Source organism: Hymenobacter polaris (assembly GCF_012927305.1).
Classification (GTDB): Bacteria; Bacteroidota; Bacteroidia; order Cytophagales; family Hymenobacteraceae; genus Hymenobacter; species Hymenobacter polaris.
This window is the reverse complement of sequence record NZ_JABBGH010000001.1, coordinates 1,028,932-1,048,077: the sequence shown is the minus strand read 5'-3', so window position 1 is coordinate 1,048,077 and position 19,146 is coordinate 1,028,932. Positions and strand designations below refer to the sequence as shown.

The 19,146-nt window shown below is 62.2% G+C and carries 17 protein-coding genes and 1 riboswitch; of the genes, 4 read left to right on the top strand and 13 right to left on the bottom strand.

Annotation, left to right across the window (positions count from 1 at the left end):
• Nucleotides 1-87: 87 nt before the first annotated feature.
• From HHL22_RS04425 to HHL22_RS04400, 6 genes are all read right to left on the bottom strand, one after another.
• Nucleotides 88-867 (bottom strand): thiazole synthase, encoded by a 780-nt coding sequence (locus HHL22_RS04425; RefSeq protein ID WP_169529744.1) that lies wholly within the window; start codon nucleotides 865-867, stop codon nucleotides 88-90.
• Nucleotides 868-869: 2 nt separating this feature from the next.
• Entirely contained in the window at nucleotides 870-1,493 is a 624-nt protein-coding gene (locus HHL22_RS04420; RefSeq protein WP_169529743.1) for a thiamine phosphate synthase, read from the bottom strand.
• Nucleotides 1,490-2,305, bottom strand: a complete 816-nt coding sequence (locus HHL22_RS04415; protein ID WP_317172623.1) for a hydroxymethylpyrimidine/phosphomethylpyrimidine kinase — start codon at nucleotides 2,303-2,305, stop codon at nucleotides 1,490-1,492. The genes HHL22_RS04420 and HHL22_RS04415 overlap by 4 nt, the downstream gene beginning before the upstream one ends.
• A gap of 86 nt (nucleotides 2,306-2,391) precedes the next feature.
• The gene (gene thiC / locus HHL22_RS04410; RefSeq protein WP_169529741.1) at nucleotides 2,392-4,269 is read right to left on the bottom strand and encodes a phosphomethylpyrimidine synthase ThiC; all 1,878 of its coding nucleotides are present in this window, start codon (nucleotides 4,267-4,269) and stop codon (nucleotides 2,392-2,394) included.
• Between the two features lie 103 nt (nucleotides 4,270-4,372).
• Nucleotides 4,373-4,576 (bottom strand): sulfur carrier protein ThiS, encoded by a 204-nt coding sequence (gene thiS / locus HHL22_RS04405; RefSeq protein ID WP_169529740.1) that lies wholly within the window; start codon nucleotides 4,574-4,576, stop codon nucleotides 4,373-4,375.
• Nucleotides 4,577-4,657: 81 nt separating this feature from the next.
• Nucleotides 4,658-4,754, bottom strand: a riboswitch (TPP riboswitch).
• A 206-nt stretch (nucleotides 4,755-4,960) separates the two neighbouring features.
• Nucleotides 4,961-6,226, bottom strand: coding sequence for an asparagine synthetase B (locus tag HHL22_RS04400; RefSeq protein WP_169529739.1), 1,266 nt, complete (start codon nucleotides 6,224-6,226; stop codon nucleotides 4,961-4,963).
• A 225-nt stretch (nucleotides 6,227-6,451) separates the two neighbouring features.
• On the opposite strand from HHL22_RS04400, the gene HHL22_RS04395 reads away from it, so the two are divergent.
• Nucleotides 6,452-7,699 carry an ABC transporter permease gene (locus HHL22_RS04395; RefSeq protein ID WP_169529738.1) on the top strand — a complete coding sequence of 416 codons (1,248 nt, stop codon included), beginning with the start codon at nucleotides 6,452-6,454 and terminating at the stop codon, nucleotides 7,697-7,699.
• A 240-nt stretch (nucleotides 7,700-7,939) separates the two neighbouring features.
• On the top strand, nucleotides 7,940-8,677 hold the full coding sequence (locus HHL22_RS24190; protein WP_169529737.1) for a helix-turn-helix domain-containing protein: 738 nt from the start codon (nucleotides 7,940-7,942) through the stop codon (nucleotides 8,675-8,677).
• Nucleotides 8,678-9,172: 495 nt separating this feature from the next.
• Here the strand turns inward: HHL22_RS24190 and mtaB are convergent, their stop codons facing one another.
• Complete coding sequence (mtaB, locus tag HHL22_RS04385; RefSeq protein ID WP_169529736.1) at nucleotides 9,173-10,513, bottom strand: tRNA (N(6)-L-threonylcarbamoyladenosine(37)-C(2))-methylthiotransferase MtaB; 1,341 nt, start codon at nucleotides 10,511-10,513, stop codon at nucleotides 9,173-9,175.
• A 361-nt stretch (nucleotides 10,514-10,874) separates the two neighbouring features.
• Between mtaB and HHL22_RS04380 the strand changes: the two genes are divergently transcribed.
• Entirely contained in the window at nucleotides 10,875-13,064 is a 2,190-nt protein-coding gene (locus HHL22_RS04380; protein ID WP_169529735.1) for a glutamine synthetase III family protein, read from the top strand.
• Nucleotides 13,065-13,292: 228 nt separating this feature from the next.
• Here the strand turns inward: HHL22_RS04380 and HHL22_RS04375 are convergent, their stop codons facing one another.
• Complete coding sequence (locus HHL22_RS04375; protein WP_169529734.1) at nucleotides 13,293-14,018, bottom strand: site-specific integrase; 726 nt, start codon at nucleotides 14,016-14,018, stop codon at nucleotides 13,293-13,295.
• A 416-nt stretch (nucleotides 14,019-14,434) separates the two neighbouring features.
• A complete protein-coding gene (locus HHL22_RS04370; protein ID WP_169529733.1) occupies nucleotides 14,435-14,869 on the bottom strand; it encodes a PepSY-like domain-containing protein in 435 nt (144 codons plus the stop codon).
• A 249-nt stretch (nucleotides 14,870-15,118) separates the two neighbouring features.
• Between HHL22_RS04370 and HHL22_RS04365 the strand changes: the two genes are divergently transcribed.
• A complete protein-coding gene (locus tag HHL22_RS04365) occupies nucleotides 15,119-15,349 on the top strand; it encodes a hypothetical protein (protein WP_169529732.1) in 231 nt (76 codons plus the stop codon).
• A gap of 170 nt (nucleotides 15,350-15,519) precedes the next feature.
• Here HHL22_RS04365 and HHL22_RS04360 read toward each other — a convergent pair whose 3' ends face one another.
• The 4 genes from HHL22_RS04360 to HHL22_RS04345 all read right to left on the bottom strand — a co-directional run bounded on the left by HHL22_RS04360 (nucleotide 15,520) and on the right by HHL22_RS04345 (nucleotide 18,729).
• Complete coding sequence (locus HHL22_RS04360; RefSeq protein WP_169529731.1) at nucleotides 15,520-15,936, bottom strand: EamA family transporter; 417 nt, start codon at nucleotides 15,934-15,936, stop codon at nucleotides 15,520-15,522.
• A gap of 85 nt (nucleotides 15,937-16,021) precedes the next feature.
• Complete coding sequence (locus HHL22_RS04355) at nucleotides 16,022-17,062, bottom strand: YncE family protein (protein ID WP_169529730.1); 1,041 nt, start codon at nucleotides 17,060-17,062, stop codon at nucleotides 16,022-16,024.
• A 31-nt stretch (nucleotides 17,063-17,093) separates the two neighbouring features.
• On the bottom strand, nucleotides 17,094-17,861 hold the full coding sequence (locus HHL22_RS04350) for a COG4705 family protein (protein ID WP_169529729.1): 768 nt from the start codon (nucleotides 17,859-17,861) through the stop codon (nucleotides 17,094-17,096).
• Nucleotides 17,862-17,892: 31 nt separating this feature from the next.
• Entirely contained in the window at nucleotides 17,893-18,729 is an 837-nt protein-coding gene (locus HHL22_RS04345) for a phosphatase PAP2 family protein (protein WP_169529728.1), read from the bottom strand.
• Between the last annotated feature and the right edge of the window lie 417 nt (nucleotides 18,730-19,146).

Here is a 19,146-nt window from a genome sequence, read left to right as displayed (position 1 = left end):
AAGCATCGCTACCGCACCGCTGAACGATTACTTAATGGCGCAGTAGAGATGCTTCACTGCGTTCAGCATGACCGCCTTTTAGCCAACTCAATCCAAAAATGCCGTGAGCGGCGAGCTGGCCACCGCCTCGGCGTGCGGGGTGGGCGCGGCCAGGCGCGCCTCGTAGGCCAGGCGGCCGGCCTCGACGGCCAGCCGGAAGGCCTGGGCCATGACCACCGGCTGGCCGGCCACGGCGATGGCCGTGTTCACGAGCACCGCGTCGGCGCCCATTTCCAGCGCGGCGGCGGCGTGCGAGGGCGCCCCCAAGCCGGCATCGACCACCACCGGCACCCGGCTCTGGCCGATAATGATTTCCAGAAACTCCTTGGTCAGCAAGCCTTTGTTGGAGCCGATGGGGGACCCTAGGGGCATCACGGCGGCCACGCCCACTTCCTCCAGGCGCTTGCACAGTACCGGGTCGGCGTGCACGTAGGGCAGCACCACGAAGCCCAGCTTCACTAGCTCCTCGGCGGCGCGCAGGGTTTCGATGGGGTCGGGCAGCAGGTACTTGGGGTCGGGGTGGATTTCGAGCTTCAGCCAGTTAGTTTCCAGCGCCTCGCGGGCCAGCTGGGCAGCAAATACCGCCTCCTTGGCCGTGCGCACGCCGGAGGTATTAGGCAGCAGGCCAAGCTGCGGGTGGCTGAGGTGGCGCAGCAGGTCGTCGTCGGCAGTGGCCATGTTCACGCGCTTGAGCGCTACCGTCACCAGCTCCGAGCCGGAGGCCAGCAGCGCCTCCTCCATTAGGGCCGCCGAGCTGAACTTGCCCGTGCCCGTGAACAGCCGCGACTGAAAGGTGCGGCCGGCGATTACTAGGGGTTGCGTGTGCATAATTAAGTAGGTACTACTGTCTTGGTGGCTGCCACAAACTGCGCCGCCGCGGCCCTAGGGTCGGTGGCCCTGCCAATGGCGCCCGACACGGCCACGCCGTGCAGGCCGGCGGCCAGCAGCGGCGCCACATCGGCCAGCTCGATGCCGCCGATGCCGACGACCGGCACCGCCAGGCCCGCCGCCCGCGCCTGCGCCAGCAGCGCCGCGTAGCCCGCCAGCCCCAGCACCGGGCTCAGGTTTTCCTTGGTCGTGGTGAAGCGGAACGGCCCTAGGCCCACGTAGTCCACGCCGGCCGCCGCGTGTTGCTCGATGTCGGCCAGCGTGTTGGCCGTGCCGCCGATGAGGTATGCCGGCCCGAGCAGCGCGCGCGCCTCGGCGGTGGGCAGGTCCTGCAAGCCCAGGTGCACCCCATCGGCCCCGATTTCCAGCGTCAGCGGCGCGTTGTCGTTGAGTATCAGCGTAGCGCCGTGGTGGCGGCACACGGCTTGCGTGTCCAGCGCCAGCTGCCGCCAGGCGGCGTAGGGCGTGTTTTTCACCCGCAGCTGCACCCAGCGCACGCCGCCGCGGCAGGCCAGCTCGGCGTCCTGGGGGTTGGTGGTGATATAGTGGAGGGGGCTGATGGTCATGACTGCTTCTGATAATGGTAGCCCAGCAGCGTGTCGTTGCTGGCCAGCACTTGGGTGGTGTAGGCTTTGCCCAGGCGGCAGGCCTCGGCCAGCGGGTGCCCTAGGGCCAGCTGCGCCGCGATGGCTGCCGACAGCACGCAGCCGCTGCCGTGCTTTTCGCCGTGCGGTAGGCGCGGAGCCGTCAGCTTGTGCCGCGCGTCGTGGGTCAGCAGCACGTCGGTGGCCAGGTCGCCACTGGCGTGGCCGCCCTTCAGCAGCACCGGGCAGTAGGCGCTAAGGGCGCCCGCCGCCGCCATGGCCGAGCTGGCAGCGGGCCACAGCCGCCGCACCTCGGGCTGGTTGGGGGTGATGAGTGCCAGCTCGGCGCAGATGCGCTGCAGCAGGGCCCGGTCGGGCTGCGGGTGAAACTCGTAGCCGGCCGTAGCCCGCAGTACCGGGTCCCAGACGATGAGCACCGCCGGGTTTTGCGCTTTCAGCCAACCGATGAGCTTCCACAGGAGGGGCAGGCTTTCAATCAGGCCGATTTTCACTACCTCAACTTGAAACCGCGCCAGCAGCAGCCCGATTTGGTCCTGCACGTCGTCCAGCGCTACCCAGCTCACCCGCTCAAAAGCTACGTCGTTCTGCACCGTTAAGGCCGTGCAGGCCCCTAGGCCATATACGCCGTTGGCTTCGAGTGTTTTCACATCGGCCAGCACGCCGGCCCCGGCACTCGGGTCGAAGCCAGCGATAGTAAGGGCGTAGGGGCGCAGCCCTACGGGACCCCTCTGGGGCGGCCCGGCCCCTGCGGGAGTGGGGAGCCTGGTGTGCACTGACGTCAGCCATCGTTGCTTGTCGGCCAGCTCCCCTTTCCCATAGGGGAGGGGCCGCCCCAGAGGGGTTCCGTGAGGCTGCTCGTTCACAGATAAATCTCGCTGCCCTTCTCTACAAACTCCCGCGCCTTTTCGGCCAGGCCGTGCGTCAGCGCCTCGTCGGGCTGCACGGCCTGGGTGGCGGCGAAGTCGCGCACTTCCTGGGTGATTTTCATGGAGCAGAAGTGGGGGCCGCACATCGAGCAGAAGTGGGCCACCTTGGCGCCCTCGGCGGGCAGGGTTTCGTCGTGGTACTCGCGGGCGGTGTCGGGGTCGAGGCTCAAGTTGAACTGGTCTTCCCAGCGGAACTCGAAGCGGGCCTTGCTCAGGGCGTTGTCGCGGTACTGGGCGCCCGGGTGGCCCTTGGCCAGGTCGGCGGCGTGGGCGGCTATCTTGTAGGCAATTACGCCGTCCTTCACGTCCTGCTTGTTGGGCAGGCCCAGGTGCTCCTTGGGCGTCACGTAGCAGAGCATGGCCGTACCAAACCAGCCAATCATGGCCGCCCCGATGGCCGAGGTAATGTGGTCGTAGCCGGGGGCAATGTCGGTCGTTAGCGGCCCTAGGGTGTAGAACGGCGCCTCGTGGCACTCGCGCAGCTGCTTGTCCATATTCTCCTTAATCAGGTGCATGGGCACGTGGCCGGGGCCCTCAATCATCACCTGCACGTCGTGGGCCCAGGCAATCTTGGTCAGCTCGCCTAGGGTCTCTAGCTCGGCAAACTGCGCCTCGTCGTTGGCGTCGGCGATGGAGCCGGGGCGCAGGCCGTCGCCGAGCGAGAAGCACACGTCGTAGGCCTTCATAATCTGGCAAATCTCCTCGAAGTGGGTGTAGAGGAAGTTCTCCTGGTGGTGCGCCAGGCACCACTTGGCCATAATGGAGCCGCCGCGCGAAACGATGCCCGTCACGCGCTTGGCCGTCAAGGGGATATAGCGCAGCCGCACGCCGGCGTGGATGGTGAAATAGTCCACGCCCTGCTCGGCCTGCTCGATGAGCGTGTCCCGGAACAGCTCCCAAGTCAAGTCCTCGGCCTTGCCGTTGACCTTCTCCAGGGCCTGGTAGATGGGCACCGTACCCACCGGCACCGGGCAGTTGCGGATAATCCACTCGCGGGTTTCGTGGATGTTCTTGCCCGTGCTCAAATCCATGAGCGTATCGCCGCCCCAGCGGCAACTCCACACGGCCTTATCTACCTCTTCCCCAATGCTCGACGTCACCACCGAGTTGCCGATGTTGGTGTTAATTTTTACCAGGAAGTTGCGCCCGATAATCATGGGCTCGCTTTCGGGGTGGTTGATGTTGCTAGGTATCACGGCCCGCCCGGCGGCCACCTCCTGGCGCACAAACTCGGGCGTGATGAACCCCTCCGGCGTGCGCGCCCCGAAGCTGTGGCCGCGGTGCTGCGTCCGCAGCGGGTCGGTGGCGGGCAGCTGGTCGAAGCGCTGGTTTTCGCGGATGGCGATGTACTCCATCTCGGGCGTGATAATCCCCTGCTTGGCGTAGTGCAGCTGGCTCACATTGGCGCCGGCGCGGGCCCGCAGCGGCGGCCGGATGTGCTCGAAGCGCAGGTGGTCGAGGCTGGCGTCGGCGGCGCGCTGCTGCCCGTACTCGGAGGAGATGCCGGGCAGTTGCTCCACGTCGCCGCGCCCGGTTATCCACTCCTCGCGCAGGCGGGGCAGGCCCTGCTTGAGGTCGATATTTACCCTAGGGTCGGTGTAGGGCCCACTGGTGTCGTACACCGTCACGGGCGGATTCTCTTCGGGCGGCGCGCCGAAGTCGAACTTGCGCTCGGTGGGCGCCAGGGCGATTTCGCGCATGGCCACCCGCAGGCCGGGGTGCAGCTGACCCGGCACGTAAATCTTGCGCGAGCCGGTCAGGGGCTGGCGCTCCACCAGCGTCTGCTGGGGGGCTTGGTCTTTTTTCTTCATTGGTGTGATAATTACCAAAGTGAGATGCCCAGAATGTCAGTTAATTATTTCAACCAAGCCCTATCAACTGTTCATTGGTAATGGCTCATTGATAATTGAAAACCTACCCCCCCTGGGTAGCGCGGATGAGCAGTACCCGGTCGTGGGGCTGCACGGCATAGCTCCCCCAGGCTGCCTGGGGAATCACCTGGTCGTTGACGGCCACGGCCAGGCCGCGGAAGTGCGTTTGGCCTAGGCTGGCGAGTAAGTCGGCGAGCAGCCAGTTGTTGGCCAGCGGCTGGGGCGTATCGTTTACGTAGCAAACCATGCAACTAGCAGTAGTTGAGGTGAATAGAGTCGTAAAACGATAGGAGCAGCTGCGGCCGGCTCGCCCCAAGGGGGCAGCCGCGCGCAGCCTAGCACTTTTCCCTTCGCCAGCATTACCTGGTTCAGGTTCGGAGGGTATCATCTCAGCCGCACAACATGCAGCACCCCTAAAGTTTACGCTGGCAAACGTAAGGCAAAAATTCTAAGCGGCGCGTGAACCAGCGAAATTTTGCACGTTGGGGCAATAAGCGCAGTGGCCCCGAAGCAGAAACGTCATGCGGAGCCCCGCCAAGCATCTCTCCCGAACGATACCCTAGGGGCGTGGGAGAGGTGCTTGGCGGGGCTCCGCATGACGTTCCTGCCTGAGAAAACGTAGAACGTGACCCTAGGTCTTCTGCTTCTTCTTCTTGGCCGCCGGAAATAGCACGTTGTTGAGTATCAGGCGGTAGCCGGGCGAATTGGGATGCAGCGAGAGGTCGGTGGGTTCTTCGCCCACCATGTGCTGGTAGTCCTCGGGGTCGTGGCCGCCGAAAAACGTCCAAGTGCCTTTGCCCAGGGTGCCGTGCATGTAGCGTACCTCGCCGTCCTGCTTGGTTTCGCCCATTATCACCACGTCGGGCTTGATAAGGCTTTTGCGGAAGGCCGTGGTCTGGCCCATGAAGCCGTGGATGGTTTTCTCGTGGTCCTGGGTGAGCATGGTGGGCACCGGGTCGTACTTGGCCGAGAAGGTAAAGAGCTGGAAATAATCGTTTTGCTCGTAGAGGCCGCGCTCGCTAGGTTGCATGTCGATGTCGGAATACTCGTACTCCATCGGGTTCATGCGCAGGCGAAAGTTTTGGAATGCCAGTGTGCGATTGAAGTTGAGCTTGCTTTGGGCGGCTGGGTCGGCCGGGTCGCCGTCGTACATGTCGGCCACCATATCCACCCCTAAGCCCGCCAGGGCAATGTCGTAGCTATCGGTGGCCGAGCACATGGCGAACATAAAGCCCCCGCCCGCAATAAATTCCTGCATCTTCACGGCCACGGCGCCCTTCATCTCGCTCACCTTCTTGAAGCCATTGCGCTTGGCCGCGGCTTCCGAGTCGCGCTGTTGCTGCTGGTACCAGGACGCGTAGCGGTAGTTGGCGTAGAACTTACCGTATTCGCCCGTAAAATCTTCGTGGTGCAGGTGCAGCCAGTCGTACTTGGGCAGCACGCCGGCCAGCACTTCATCGTCATAAATCTGGTCGTACGGAATCTCGGCGTAGGTCAGTACCAGCGTCACGGCATCGTCCCAGGGCTGCTTGCCCTTGGGCGTGTACACCGCAATTTTGGGCACCTTCTCCAGCTTCATCACGTCCATATTGGCGTTGGGGTCAGCTATCTGCTGCAAGATGCCGGTGTACTGCGCCTCCGAAATGGTTTGGAACGTGATGCCGCGCACGCTTAGCTCGCTTTCCACGGCTGGCTGGGCCTCGCAGGCAAACGAGCCGCCGCGGTAGTTGAGCAGCCAGTCAACCTCAATCTGCTTGCTCAGCGCCCAGTAGCACAGCCCGTAGGCCTTGAGGTGCTCCTTCTGGGTTTCGTCCATCGGGATAAAGAGGTGGTTGGCGCGGGCCCCGAGGGCGGGGGCCAGTAGCACCAGAGCCAGCAGCAAGCGCTTGAGCAGCATAGGGAGCACGAGAAATAAAAGCCAGTCGCGTAACGTGCGCCGCCGTAATCCTAGTTCAAGGTACGGGCCGAGGGCTGTAATTAGTAGCCGGCGGGCGTCGATAAGTGCCAGCAGCGATGCGCGTCAGTGGCCGGCGCGCCTCACCTTTGCACCCACACTAGGCGCGTAGCCTGCTTGGCGCAGCCAAGCGTATCGGCGCAATCCGTTAAATCCGTTGAATCTGCGATGACGTTACTTGAAAATATTCGCGAGGCGCTGCGCTCCATCGGCGGCAACTTGCTGCGCACGGTGCTCACGGGCCTCATTGTCAGCATCGGGCTCATTGCACTGGTGGGCATCCTCACGGCCATCGATGCCATGCGCCACTCGCTCAACGATACCTTCGCCAGCCTAGGGGCCAATGCCTTCGAAATCAAGGCCAAAGGCTACGGCAACCGCTTCCGGCGCGGCGGCGTGCAAGACAAGCAATATCCGGCCCTGAGCTTTCTGCAAGCCAGCCTCTACAAAAAGGAGCTGACCCGGCGCGAGCCCAGCGCCGTGGTGGGCGTGTCGGCCCAGGTGTCGGGCGCCACCGAGATAAAAGCCGGCAGCCTCAAAACCAACCCTAATATGCAGGTGGTGGCCGGCGATGAAAACTACCTGCGCATCCAAAACTACGCCCTCGCCCAGGGCCGCACCTTTGCCCCGGCCGAGCTGCAAACTGGGGCTAAAGTGGCGCTTATCGGCCAGGAAATCAAGGACAAGCTTTTTCCTGGCCAGCCAGCCCTAGGGCAGTACCTCTACGCGCTGGGGCAGCGCTTCCAAGTAGTAGGCCAGCTCGAGAAAAGCGGCAGCACCATGGGGGGCTCCGGGGCCGACCGCCTGCTGCTGGTGCCCCTGGAAGCCGGCAACCAGCTGCCCCGCACCGGGGCGCTCACCTACGATGTGAAGAGCGCCCTGCCGGCCGCCAGCGGCCTCAGCTTTCTGGAAAGCCAGGCCACCGGCGTGATGCGCGCCGTGCGCGGCGACCGCCTGGGCCAGGAAGATTCCTTCGAGATTCAAAGCCCCGAGTCGCTCAGCGGCACCCTCGATTCGCTCACCGGCAAGGTGCAATTTGGGGGGGCGCTGGTGGCTACGCTGGCGCTGCTCGGGGCCAGCATCGCCCTCATGAATATCATGCTCGTGTCGGTAACCGAGCGCACCCGCGAAATCGGCATCCGCAAGGCCCTAGGGGCCACGGCGCGCCAAATTCGCCTGCAGTTCCTAATCGAGGCCATCGTCATTTGCGTGCTGGGCGGCTCGCTAGGCATCTTGCTGGGCATTGCGGCCGGCAACGGCGTGGCGTCGCTGGCTGGCAGTACTTCCTTCCTGGTGCCGTGGCTGTGGGTAGGGGTGGGGCTCACCATTTGCGTGGCCGTGGGCCTGGTGGCGGGCTCTTATCCGGCCGGCAAGGCCGCCGCCCTCGACCCCATCGAGAGCCTGCGCTACGAATAAGGACCGCAGATTTAACGGATTTAACGGATTTCGCGGATACGCTGCTTCGCAGCTGACTATGCGAATGGCGCGGCTTCGCTCATGCTGGGGACCTAGGGTGGGTAATAACCGCCAATTAATCCAACCAGCTTACGCAAACAAGAATCCGTACTCATGCGCGCCACCCGCGTAGTCAGCTGCGAAGCAGCGTATCCGCGAAATCCGTTAAATCCGTTAAATCTGCGGTCTACATTTGTGCAAATGACCGACTCTACTTCTCCCGGCCAGCGCTTCGTCCAGCTTATTCAGCAGCTAGGCTTGAGTAAGAACGCCTTTGCGCAGTCGCTGGGCAAAACGGCTACCGTCATTCAGCATTTGGTGGATGAGCGCAATAAGCCTGGTTTCGACCTGCTGAGCAAGGTGCTAGAGGTTTATCCAACTGTATCTAGCGACTGGCTGCTGCTGGGCCGGGGCCCCATGCTGCGCGCCGAAACCCCAGTTCGCCTTGCTGATGAAGCAGCCCCTAGCGAGCCCAACCCGCCCCAACGCGGCGGCATTGACCTAGACGAAATACCCGACGCCCCCCGCCGCCGCAACGGCAACCTTCTACAGTCGGCCGATATTGCCGCCACGCTGCGGCTAGCCGGCCAGCCGCGCAACGGCAGCAGCCACGGTCACGCTGTTTCGGTAGCGCCCGCAAAGCCAGTTGCCGTCGGAGCCCCTAGGCCCGTCGTTGCTGCCAGCCCCGCCGCCGCGCCAGCCGCTACCGAGCCCGCCCCGTTGCCAACGGCCGCTCCGGCTTCAGCGCCCGTCCAAGCGTCGGCACCCCCAACACCTGCCTGGCCCGCCCCCGCGCCGCCCGACCCCGCCTACCTAGCGGCGCTGCTGCAAGCCCAGCAGTTGCAGCACCAACTGGCCCTGGCCGAGCAGCGCAACCAGCATCTGCTGGAGCAGCAGGCGCTGTTGCAGCAGATGGTAGAGCTGTTGCGAAACCGTTAAATTAAAAGTAGTCTTTGTGCAGTAGTCCCGATGGTCGAAGCTTAGTGCTTAACGCAGCCGAATGGTGTAAGTGGTTTCGAGCGGACCTTCTACGCCTAGGTGTTCGCTGCTAGTATCGGTAATGAAGTCGCTAACTGAGCTGGCCGTAATATACTTGATACTACCCGTAGGACTTCTCACTAGCAGCGTATCCCCGTCAAAAGGAACAGTTTGGAAGTATGCTGTTGCACTTCCCAGGTACATAGTTTGACCGGGCGCAAGTTCACACGTTTCTCGCAGGCTGCGCTGGTCAGTTTTCGCGCTATAAAGTGAAGTAGGCCCACAAGGGAAGACTGGCTTGAGAGTTGGCCCCCGCTTATTATTAACCAGCTCTACCGATAAAGATTCAGCCGTATCGTTCTGAACATTAGTGCGATAAATCGACCAGCACGCTGTTGTTAGTAGCGGCAACAGGCAAATTGCCGTTAGTGCTTGAAAACGCTGACTCATAGCAGGTCAAACAAGCAAGCCCACCTCTTCGGCCTCCATCAGCCCTAGGGCATTTACTTGGGTCAGGCGCAACGGGCGGATTTCGCCCACCAGCAGCGGGTCATACTTGGCAGCTACGCGGATGTAGTTGGGCGTGTAGCCCTCCACGCGGCCGTCGGTAATGTCATCTTCAAACAGCACCTCGGTAGCTAGGCCAGCGTGCTGCTCGTAGAAAAAGCGCTTTTTCTTTTCCGATAAGCTGCGCAGCTGCGTGGTGCGCTCGGTGCGCACGCGCTCAGGCACCCGGCCGGGCAGGGTGGGGGCCAGCGTGTTGGGCCGCTCCGAATACGGGAAAACGTGCAGGTAGCTCACTGGCAGCTCGTTGAGGAACTGGTAGGTTTCCCGGAAATCCGCCTCCGTTTCGCCCGGAAAGCCTACGATAACGTCCACCCCGATGCCCGCGTGCGGCATCAGTTCCTTGATGTGGGCCACGCGCTCGGCGTAGAGCGCACGGCGGTAGCGGCGGCGCATGAGGCCCAGTATCTTGTCCGAGCCGCTTTGCAGAGGCAAGTGAAAATGCGGCATAAAGCGCCGCGAGGCCGCCACGGTGGCAATAATTTCGTCGGTCAGCAAATTGGGCTCGCACGAGCTGATGCGGAAGCGGCGAATGCCCGCCACGGCATCCAGGGCCCGCACCAGCTGCGTGAAGTTTTCCGGGCGCTGCCGCTCGGGGCCCTGCACCCCAAAATCGCCCAGGTTGACGCCCGTCAGCACGATTTCCTGCACGCCTTGCGCCGCCAGCGCTTCTACCCGCGCCACCACCGAGGCCACGCTGCCCGAGCGGCTGGCCCCGCGCGCCAGCGGAATAGTGCAGAACGAGCACGAATAGTCGCAGCCATCCTGCACCTTGAGAAAGGTGCGCGTGCGCTCGCCCAGCGACTGCGCCGGGTGAAACTCGTGGGCCGCCGCGATGGGCGAGGCGAATACGCGCCCCGGCGTCGGGGCCGCGCCTACTTCGGGCAGCTCCAGCTCGCTGATAATCTCGGCCAGCCGAAATTTCTCGGCCGCGCCCAGCACGGCGCCTACTCCCGGAATCTCGCTGATTTCTTGGGGCTTGAGCTGGGCGTAGCAACCCACAATGGCCACGAAAGCCCTCGGGTTGTGCCGCAGCGCCTGCTGCACCACGCGGCGGCACTTGCGGTCGGCGTGGTCGGTTACCGAGCAGGTGTTGACCACGTACACGTCGGCCCCCTGCTCGAACTCGACGCGGCGCACGCCGCGCTCCTCAAACTGCCGCCCGAGGGCCGACGATTCGGAAAAGTTGAGCTTGCAGCCTAACGTATAAAAAGCAACAGTTTGCGGAGTCATAAGCCCACAAATTTACAACCGCGCGCGGCGAGTAGCGCCGGCCACAAGCTCGCAACCGAACGGCCGCCTTGGCGGCACGCGGAGCCCTAGGGCCTGGGCGGCGGCAAAAGGCGGGTAAAGCGGGCTCGTTGGCTGCGGCTCCGCCCCTGGGTGTTGGCTGGCTTCTAACTCGCAGCCGGCCAGCTTACTTCGTGCCAAAGCGGGTTGGTGCTTATTAGTTAGCAGCTAAGTGTCTTTACCCCTTTTAGAAGATTTTTAGCATGTTTTGCCGACGAACTAGGCTTATTGAAGGGGTATTGCTGCGAAAATCAGCGCTTCAGACTTACTTTTGCATCGAAAATAATACCCCACTCATTTTTTCATGGCAATCTTACGCTTCAAAGCTCTCGAGCTAGTGGACCAGCGCCAAGCGCAAACCGTTAAGCCCGAGAAGCACCGGCGCTCCGACTCGTTTGGGCAGAATGTGTTCAACCTCGAAGCTATGCGGGCTACTATGCCCGGCGAATACTTCAAGAAGCTGCAAGCGGCTATCAAGCAAGGTACGACCGTGGAGCGCTCGGTAGCCGACGCGGTTGCCTCAGCCATGAAAACCTGGGCCATGGCCAAGGGGGCCACCCACTACACCCACTGGTTTCAGCCCCTGACCGGCGCCACGGCCGAAAAGCACGACTCGTTCTTCGACCTCAACTCCGACGGCCGCCCCATTGAGAACTTCAAGGGTTCGGCCCTGGTGCAGCAGGAGCCCGACGCCTCGTCGTTCCCCAACGGTGGGCTGCGCAACACCTTCGAGGCCCGTGGCTACACCGCCTGGGACCCTACCTCGCCCGCCTTCATCATCGAAACAATTGGCGCCAAAACGCTGTGCATCCCCACCATTTTCGTGGCTTACACCGGCGAGGCGCTTGACTACAAGGCCCCGCTGCTGAAGTCGCTGGCCGTGCTCGAGAAGGCCGCCGTGGATGTGTGCCAGTACTTCGATAAGGACGTTAATCGCGTCAATACCACCCTAGGCATCGAGCAGGAATACTTCCTGGTGGACAAGGCGCTCTTCGACGCCCGCCCCGACCTGGTGATGACCGGCCGCACCTTGTTTGGCCATGCCCCGGCCAAGGGCCAGCAGCTCGAGGACCACTACTTCGGCTCGATTCCGCCCCGCGTGCATGGCTTCATGCTCGAGTTTGAGGAGGAAGCCAACGCCCTAGGCATTCCGCTGCGCACCCGCCACAACGAGGTGGCGCCCAACCAGTTTGAGTGCGCCCCCACCTTTGAGGACGCCAACCTGGCCGTGGACCACAACCAGTTGCTGATGGATGTGATGGACCGCGTGGCCCTGAAACACAACTTCAAGGTGCTGCTGCATGAGAAACCTTTCGCGGGCGTCAACGGCTCGGGCAAGCATAACAACTGGGCCATGAGCACCGACACCGGCGTGAACCTGCTGGCGCCCGGCAAGCGGCCCAAGGAAAACCTGCAGTTCCTGACCTTCTTCATCACCACCGTGAAGGCGGTGCACCGCCACGGCGATTTGCTGCGCGCCAGCATCGCCTCGGCCAGCAACGACCACCGCCTGGGGGCCAACGAGGCGCCGCCGGCCATCATGTCGGTGTTCCTGGGCTCGATGCTCAACGGGGTGCTCGACGAGCTGGAGCGCACGGCCAAGGTGCCGCTTGACAAGGGCGACAACATCTACCTGAAGCTGGGCATCGATAAGATTCCGGCCATCCTACTCGACAATACCGACCGCAACCGTACCTCGCCGTTTGCCTTCACCGGCAACAAGTTTGAGCTGCGCGCCGTAGGCTCGTCGGCCAACTGCTCATCGGCCATGACCACGCTCAACGCCATTGTAGCCGACCAGCTTATTGACTTCAAAACCGAAGTGGACGCGCTTATCGAGCAAGGCAAGAAGAAAGAAGTGGCCATTGTAGATGTGCTGCGCCGCTACGTGATTGACTCAAAAAGCATTCGCTTCGAAGGCAACGGCTACTCCGACGAGTGGCGCGACGAGGCTGCCCGCCGCGGCCTGGCCAACGTGCCCACCACGCCCCTGGCGCTGGACGCGCTCGTAACCGAAAGCTCGGCTGAGCTGTTTACCCGCCTCGGCATCCTCTCGGACTCGGAGCTGCACGCCCGCCACGAGATTCTGCTGGAAGACTACACCAAGAAAATTCAGATTGAAAGCCGCGTGCTCGGCGATTTGGCTATCAACCACGTCATCCCCACGGCCATTGCCTACCAAACCAAACTGGTGCAAAACGTGCGCGGCCTGCGCGAGCTAGGCCTCGACGACGAGTACAGCCAGGTGACAGTAGATATGATTAAAGCCATTTCGGGTTACGTAACGACCATCAAGCAAACGGTAGATGCCATGATTGAGGCCCGCAAAGTGGCCAATAAGCTGGAAGATGCCCGCGAGAAGGCCATTGCGTACTGCGACACGGTAAAGGAAAAATTTGCGGCCATCCGCCGAGCTGCCGACAAGCTCGAGCTACTGGTGGCCGATGAGGACTGGCCCCTGGTAAAGTACCGCGAACTATTGTTCCGGCACTAGCCCTAGGGGTTGGAGCCACGGACCAGCGCTGGGTGGGAATTCTCGCTGCGTCCGGGTTTGGAAAGGGTCGTGCCGGGTGGCGCGGCCTTTTTTTATGTCTAGCCGGGTCTGACCTGCTAAAACCGCGTTCTAGTGCCCTGCAAGGGGGTAGGCGTCGGCCAGCCTAGGCCAGCCCCGGCCAGCTTTTAGGTCAGTCTGCCACTAAAACTGCCACTAAAATGGTAGGGACTAGGCGGCTTTCACGCGCCGCGCCGTCTGCTCGTGCGAGGCTAATAGCTCCGCCTCGTTAATGCCCAGGTACTCGTTGAACTGCGCCTCGGTCTGGTGACCAGTGGCCAGCATCACCAGCGACTTCGGGACGCCCTGGTAGACTTTCAAGGTGGCGTAAGTCTTGCGGCCTACGTGCAGGCCGAGCTTGAGGCGGGTGAGGCGCGCCAGGACCGCCACGTGGGGCAAGTAGAGCCAGGGGTCGCGCACGAAGGGCAGGCAGGTGGCTAGGCCCAGGGGCCGGTAGCTTTCCAGCAGGGCCACCGGCCGAAACACATCGTCGTCCAGGTAGGGAATCAGGGCCACGATGTCAGTCTTGCTGAGCAGATTCTTAATTAGCCGCTGCTCCGGGTGTACGTGCTGCCAGCCGAGGGTCGCCGCGTCGCCGTGGCGCGGAGAAGTGTAGGTGCAGAGCAAAAACAAGTCCCTGGCCCAGCGGCAGCGCTCGGCGTGGGCGGCGCTGGTAAGCTCGCCCCGGCCGCCGCGCCCGGTGTGCGGGGGCAGCTCGGGAAAGGCGGCCGCCAGGTAGCCTATAGTAGCAGGGGTTTCAAAGTCGATGGCCGCGATGCGCAGCAGTTCGTCCTGGCTCAGGGCGTCGACGCCGACGTAGCTGGGCGCCAGGCGCAGCTGGCAGAGCCTGGGCGTCTCGACCTCGTTGCAGACCGCTTGGCAGGCGTCCCCCCGCAAGCCCCGTCCCAAGCCCAAACCCGAAACCCTCATCTGGGCGCTGTTACTGCAAGCCGTCGCGGCACAGGTCACCCCACCTGCCGCCCCGGTGGGACCGAGTACGCTGCCGGCTGTTCCCCCCTTATCGTTACCCCCACGCGAGGACAAGCCCAAGCCGTAGCGCTGCCGCGAGCGACCTGCAGCTCTCTTTGCTTAGTGTATCTAGTAATTATAAGACACGTTTTTTCAGGAGGGTGTTATTTGCGAATCCGCTCTCTCTACTTGTGGCTATTTTATTAGTTGGGGAAGCATACACCTTGACCGGCAGCGCTCCGCTATTGGCTACCGCTTACCGCATCAATTCGAGCGCGACTCACAAATAAGCAATTCAAGGTCTAGCAGGAGTTTCTCACTCCTGCTAGACCGATTATACCCTTTTATTTAGGCGCCACTTTACCATTAGTGGTGAAGAGCACGTCCTGCTTCTTGCCGCCTTTAGCTACTTTGGCCTCGTAGACGGTCGTCCCGTCGGCCCGCACGATGGTGGCGGCCTCATGCACCTGGTAGGCTTTGTAGTCGCGGGCCAGGGTAGTGCGCACGGCGGCCGGTAGTTGGGCGGACGTCATGTCCGTTTCCGTTTCCTGTAGCTTGCCGTCGGCCGTGATGACAGCCGACATCGTTTTGCCGTTCATACTAAAGCCCGCCTCGTAGGCAGGGCCTTCCTTTTCCCAGGTGTTGCGCTGCACAGTGGGAAATTTGGTTTTAAAGGCGGCTTTCGTGGCGGCGGGTACCTGCGCTGCCGTCATTTTCTGGGCTTGGGCCGCGCCAGCCGCGAGCACCAGCAGGGCGGCGGATATCAGCAGTTTTTGCATGACTGGAAGTAGTAAAGGTGAAAAAAGTGAAACTTTCCGGCCAAGCTATTGCCTGATTCTGGCGTTAGTCTGAGGATGGTTGCCTTAGTGAAAAATAGACTGATTCACCACCCCTGCCTACCTGTTTGTGATTTGATGCGGATAAGGTCAAAACAGCTGATTGCTACAGAATCTCGACAAAATCCTAAACTAGCTTGGCGGCATATTCATCATCCGGCCGTAGCTAAGGGTTGCGGCCAACCATAGTTTATGGCCCGTACCAAGCCGTTTTTTCGTCACGTTCAGCACGTTACGGGCATTATGGCCCGCGCTCCCGAGTCGGAGCGCTATCCATACCACGACTGGCGCGAGTGCCCCATCGGTCGCAGCGTTAAAAAAAGCGGCGACTGGCAGTACTACCTGGGCCGGCCGGGCGAGGAGCGCGCCCGCTGCAGTTACTGCGTCAAGCTGGCCGCCGAAGCAACTGCAACCACTAGTTGAGAGTATAGTGGCGGCTACTGCCTGATAAGTGCGTTACGGCCGAATTGTGCCGTGAAAAAGCGCTCCGCACCACCTTGCGCAGTACATTCATAAGCTCTCCTACCAAGGTTACAACGAACAACTTGCGGCACTAACAGCTGGGGAGCGCGCTTGCTTTTAATCAGTGACTTTTAGCCCCAAATCAACACCAGCGTGCCCGCGATAATCAGCACGGCGCCGATGCTGGCGTGCCAAGTTAGCTTCTCGCCTAGGAAAACGACTGACAGCACGATGGCGATGGCCACGCTCAGCTTATCGACAGGAGCAACCTGCGACACCTGGCCCAGTTGCAAGGCCCGGAAGTAGAATATCCACGACAGGCCGGTAGCTACGCCCGACAACCCCAAGAAAATCAGGTTAGTGCGTGTGAGCAGCCCTAGCTTATCGAGGCCGCCCTGGAAGTAGACAATGCCCCAGGCCAGCAGCAGGATAATCACCGTGCGAATGGCCGTGGCCAGGTTAGAATCGACCCCTTTAATGCCAATTTTGGCCAGGATGGCGGTGAGCGCGGCAAAGAGCGCGGAAAGCAGGGCGTATATCCACCACATAGCGTAAACGGGGGTTAAAAATCAAGGAAACGCGCCGGCCAGCTCGCTTCCGCGAAGTGGCCGGCGCGTTTGCCAGGTAGTCGAGTTATTTGCCGATTTCCAGCACCCGGAACGTACCGGGCAGGATGCTCGGGCGCGGCCGAGGGTTTTCGGTAGTAGCAGCCGGGGCGGGGCCGTAGTCGGCGGTGCAGGTGTAGAGATGGTGGGTTTTGGGGTTTTCGGCTACGGTGCGGGCGCCCTTGGCGGTGGGCACGTTGGCCACCACGGTGTACTTCTCGGGCGAGTCCTGGTGGATGACGGTCATGGTGCCGTCGCCGCCGTTGAAGCTGAGCACGTTATTAGTTGTGGGGTCGAAAGCCACGCCGTCCACGCCCGGCCCGATGGGCAGCACGGCCACCTGCTTGCCGGTTTTGCTGTCGGTCACCACCAGCTTCTCGTTGGCGCAGCCGCTGAAGAGGCGGCCGTCCTTGGGGTCGAAGGCCAGGCCGGTGGGCTCCTCGCCGGGGGCCAGGGAGTAGCGGTGCAGCACGGCCAGGCTCTTGGCGTCGAACTCGATTACCTCGCTCTTGTCTTCCAGGTTCACGAAGATGTGGCCTTTGCCGTCGCTGGCGGGCACTTCCACGTCGCCGCCCAGCTCGGCCGTGCCCACGGCCCGGCCGGTGGCCGGGTCGAGCACCGTGCTCTTGCCCCCGGCGTTGCTGAAGGCAAAGACGTGCTTTGAGTAGTCGTCGTAGTACACCGCGTCGGGCTTGGGGCCGGTGGCGACGGTACCCAGGTTCTTCAGCGTTTTCAGGTCGAAGATGACGCAGTAGTTATTGCGCCCGCAGCTGACGTAGCCGCGGTTGGCGCCGGGCACTACGGCCACGCCGTGGGCGCCGGGCGTATTCTCAATGTGGCCGAGCAGCTTCTTGGTTTTCAAGTCGATGACTTCGGTTTGGGTGCCGTGGGCCACGTAAAGGCGCTCGCCGGCCGGATCGGTGGCCAGGAAATCCCAGCCGCCCTCACCGCCTACGGGAATGGTGCTGAGCACGCGGTAGGGCGCGGGCGCCGCCGACTGCCCGTGGGCAGCCGGCAGCCGGCCTAGGCTGGCCAGGGCCAGCGGGGCAACAACCAACAAGGTTTTCATGGGAGAAAATAAAAGAAGGGAAAAGGCTGAATCAGGAAACGGGGCCGCCCGGCTCCTTAGCCGTGACCGGCTCGGCGGGCTGCGGCCGCAACGTGGTGTACACGACGAGGACGACCAGCATACCCAGCAGTATCAGTGAAGAGCCTTGGGTGCCGAAGCCCAGGCCATTCTTGGCGACGGGCTTGGTGAGCAAATCGCCGAAGGTGGCGCCGAAGGGCCGCGTGAGCACGAAGGCCACCCAGAAGAGTAGGACCGACGAGATGCGCGTGAAGTAGTGGACCAGCACCACCAGCGCCAGCACGCTGCCAATGAGCAAGGCCCCGCCCCCGAAGCCCAGACCGGAGTCGTCGGCCAGAAAATCACCCAGGGCCGTGCCGAGGGTATTGGAAAACAAGATGGCCGTCCAGTAGAAGAGTTCACCGCGGCGGGTGGTAATCTCGCTTACTGATAGTGACTTCTCGCTGAGCCGCCAGGTGCCCAGTACCAGTACCAGCAGCCCCACCAAGATGGCCGAGCCGGTGGCGTAGCCCAGCCCTAGGGTACGGTCCATGTAGTCGGACATAGTCGTACCGGCCGTGCTCGTGGCCAGAATCACGGCCCAGTACAGGGCCGGGATGTAGTGCGTGACGGCCAGCTGCCCCAGCAGCGTAACGATGAAAAACCCGATGAACAGCAGCGAGCTGACGCCGTAGCCCACGTTGAGGGTTTGGGCCAGCAGGTCGCCGCCGGTTTCGCCCAGGGTGGTGGCGCAGATTTTCATGACCCAGAACAGCAGCATAACCTCGGGGATTTTTTTCATGGTATCAACCAAGTAACTGTGAAAGAAAGGGTTAGCGAGGACGCCAGGTCAGGCATAGGCCGGGCGTATTGCCGTAGAAGGTGGGTATGATGCCGAGGTCGCGCCCGATGGGCTTGCGGCCCCAGCGGTTGCGGTGGGTGAGGTAGGCCAGGTGGGCGCTCAGGATGCCGAAGCCCGCGCCGGCCACCACGTCGCTCTGCCAGTGCTTGTCCACCACCATGCGCAGCACCCCCACGCTGGTGGCGATAGTGTAGGCCCCAATGCCGTACCACTGACTTTTGTCGCGCAGCTCGGTGTGCACGATGCTGGCGGCCAGAAACGCCTGCGCCGTGTGGCCCGACGGAAAGGAGAGATTGTCCGACCCGTCGGGCCGCTGCTCGTGGGTGAGCGACTTGACCAGGAAAGTGCTGCCCAGCATAATGGCTTCGCTTTTGGCGATAACCAGCAGCACGTTTACTCGGTCGTTGCGGCCCTGCACGCCCAGTAAGGCCGTGGCACCCAGTTCCAAGTAGGGCGCGAAAATCAGCAGGTCGGCCACGCGGGTCTGCGACGAGGGAAACAGGCGGTGGACGTCGCACTGAGCCTCCTGGTTGGTGTAGAAGCCCCGGTTGCCCCCCACAGTGTAGGCTCCGTAGCCAATGAGCACGGTAGGCACGATAAGGGCTTTGACCAGCTTTTTATGAAAAAACGGTTTGGGCCTAGCCGCCACGGGCACCCCTAGGGGATTTTCGTACTTATGCGTGGTATCGACTGGCGCAGCCGGTGCAGCCGGCGCGGCTGGATTGAGCGGCACTTGCGCTAGGGTGGGGATGGCTAACCCGACGCTTAGCAGCAGAAGCCGTAGGTGTAGGAGCAAGGGAAGATGCATAGCCGGCAAAAGCGGTCGGATAGGAATAGCTGGCTACCGGCCGGTAAGCCGGACGCTTACGCACAGCTTGCGTCCAAACCTAGCGGGCAATTCTGGCGCAAATCTGGAAGTGACTTTTTTAGCCGACTGCCTTTCCCAGGCTTTAACCGCCTACAGCAATTTCAAGCTTCGAGCAGCTCGAAGTCAAGCCTCAGCGGAGCTGCTCGCGCCGAGCGCCTATTCTCCGCCGGCGGATTCACGCAGGATAGGAAGGGCCTTTATTGACTTTTCCTAACCAGTGCCAACTACAAATTGACACCAGAATCGACCGGTAGGTTTGCGCAAATAAACGCGCTGCATTACGAGAAACTGCGAATAAGTAGAAGCCACCGCAGCCAGTGGACCCGACGCAAAAAAGATACCTAGGCAGCGCTTACA

Bases quoted from the DNA above. Each gene is read 5' to 3' on its own strand.
- HHL22_RS04425 (WP_169529744.1), bottom strand. From the start codon at position 867: ATGCACACGCAACCCCTAGTAATCGCCGGCCGCACCTTTCAGTCGCGG.
- HHL22_RS04420 (WP_169529743.1), bottom strand. From the start codon at position 1,493: ATGACCATCAGCCCCCTCCACTATATCACCACCAACCCCCAGGACGCC.
- thiC (WP_169529741.1), bottom strand. From the start codon at position 4,269: ATGAAGAAAAAAGACCAAGCCCCCCAGCAGACGCTGGTGGAGCGCCAG.
- thiS (WP_169529740.1), bottom strand. From the start codon at position 4,576: ATGGTTTGCTACGTAAACGATACGCCCCAGCCGCTGGCCAACAACTGG.
- HHL22_RS04400 (WP_169529739.1), bottom strand. From the start codon at position 6,226: ATGCTGCTCAAGCGCTTGCTGCTGGCTCTGGTGCTACTGGCCCCCGCC.
- HHL22_RS04395 (WP_169529738.1), top strand. From the start codon at position 6,452: ATGACGTTACTTGAAAATATTCGCGAGGCGCTGCGCTCCATCGGCGGC.
- HHL22_RS24190 (WP_169529737.1), top strand. From the start codon at position 7,940: ATGACCGACTCTACTTCTCCCGGCCAGCGCTTCGTCCAGCTTATTCAG.
- mtaB (WP_169529736.1), bottom strand. From the start codon at position 10,513: ATGACTCCGCAAACTGTTGCTTTTTATACGTTAGGCTGCAAGCTCAAC.
- HHL22_RS04380 (WP_169529735.1), top strand. From the start codon at position 10,875: ATGGCAATCTTACGCTTCAAAGCTCTCGAGCTAGTGGACCAGCGCCAA.
- HHL22_RS04370 (WP_169529733.1), bottom strand. From the start codon at position 14,869: ATGCAAAAACTGCTGATATCCGCCGCCCTGCTGGTGCTCGCGGCTGGC.
- HHL22_RS04365 (WP_169529732.1), top strand. From the start codon at position 15,119: ATGGCCCGTACCAAGCCGTTTTTTCGTCACGTTCAGCACGTTACGGGC.
- HHL22_RS04360 (WP_169529731.1), bottom strand. From the start codon at position 15,936: ATGTGGTGGATATACGCCCTGCTTTCCGCGCTCTTTGCCGCGCTCACC.
- HHL22_RS04355 (WP_169529730.1), bottom strand. From the start codon at position 17,062: ATGAAAACCTTGTTGGTTGTTGCCCCGCTGGCCCTGGCCAGCCTAGGC.
- HHL22_RS04350 (WP_169529729.1), bottom strand. From the start codon at position 17,861: ATGAAAAAAATCCCCGAGGTTATGCTGCTGTTCTGGGTCATGAAAATC.
- HHL22_RS04345 (WP_169529728.1), bottom strand. From the start codon at position 18,729: ATGCATCTTCCCTTGCTCCTACACCTACGGCTTCTGCTGCTAAGCGTC.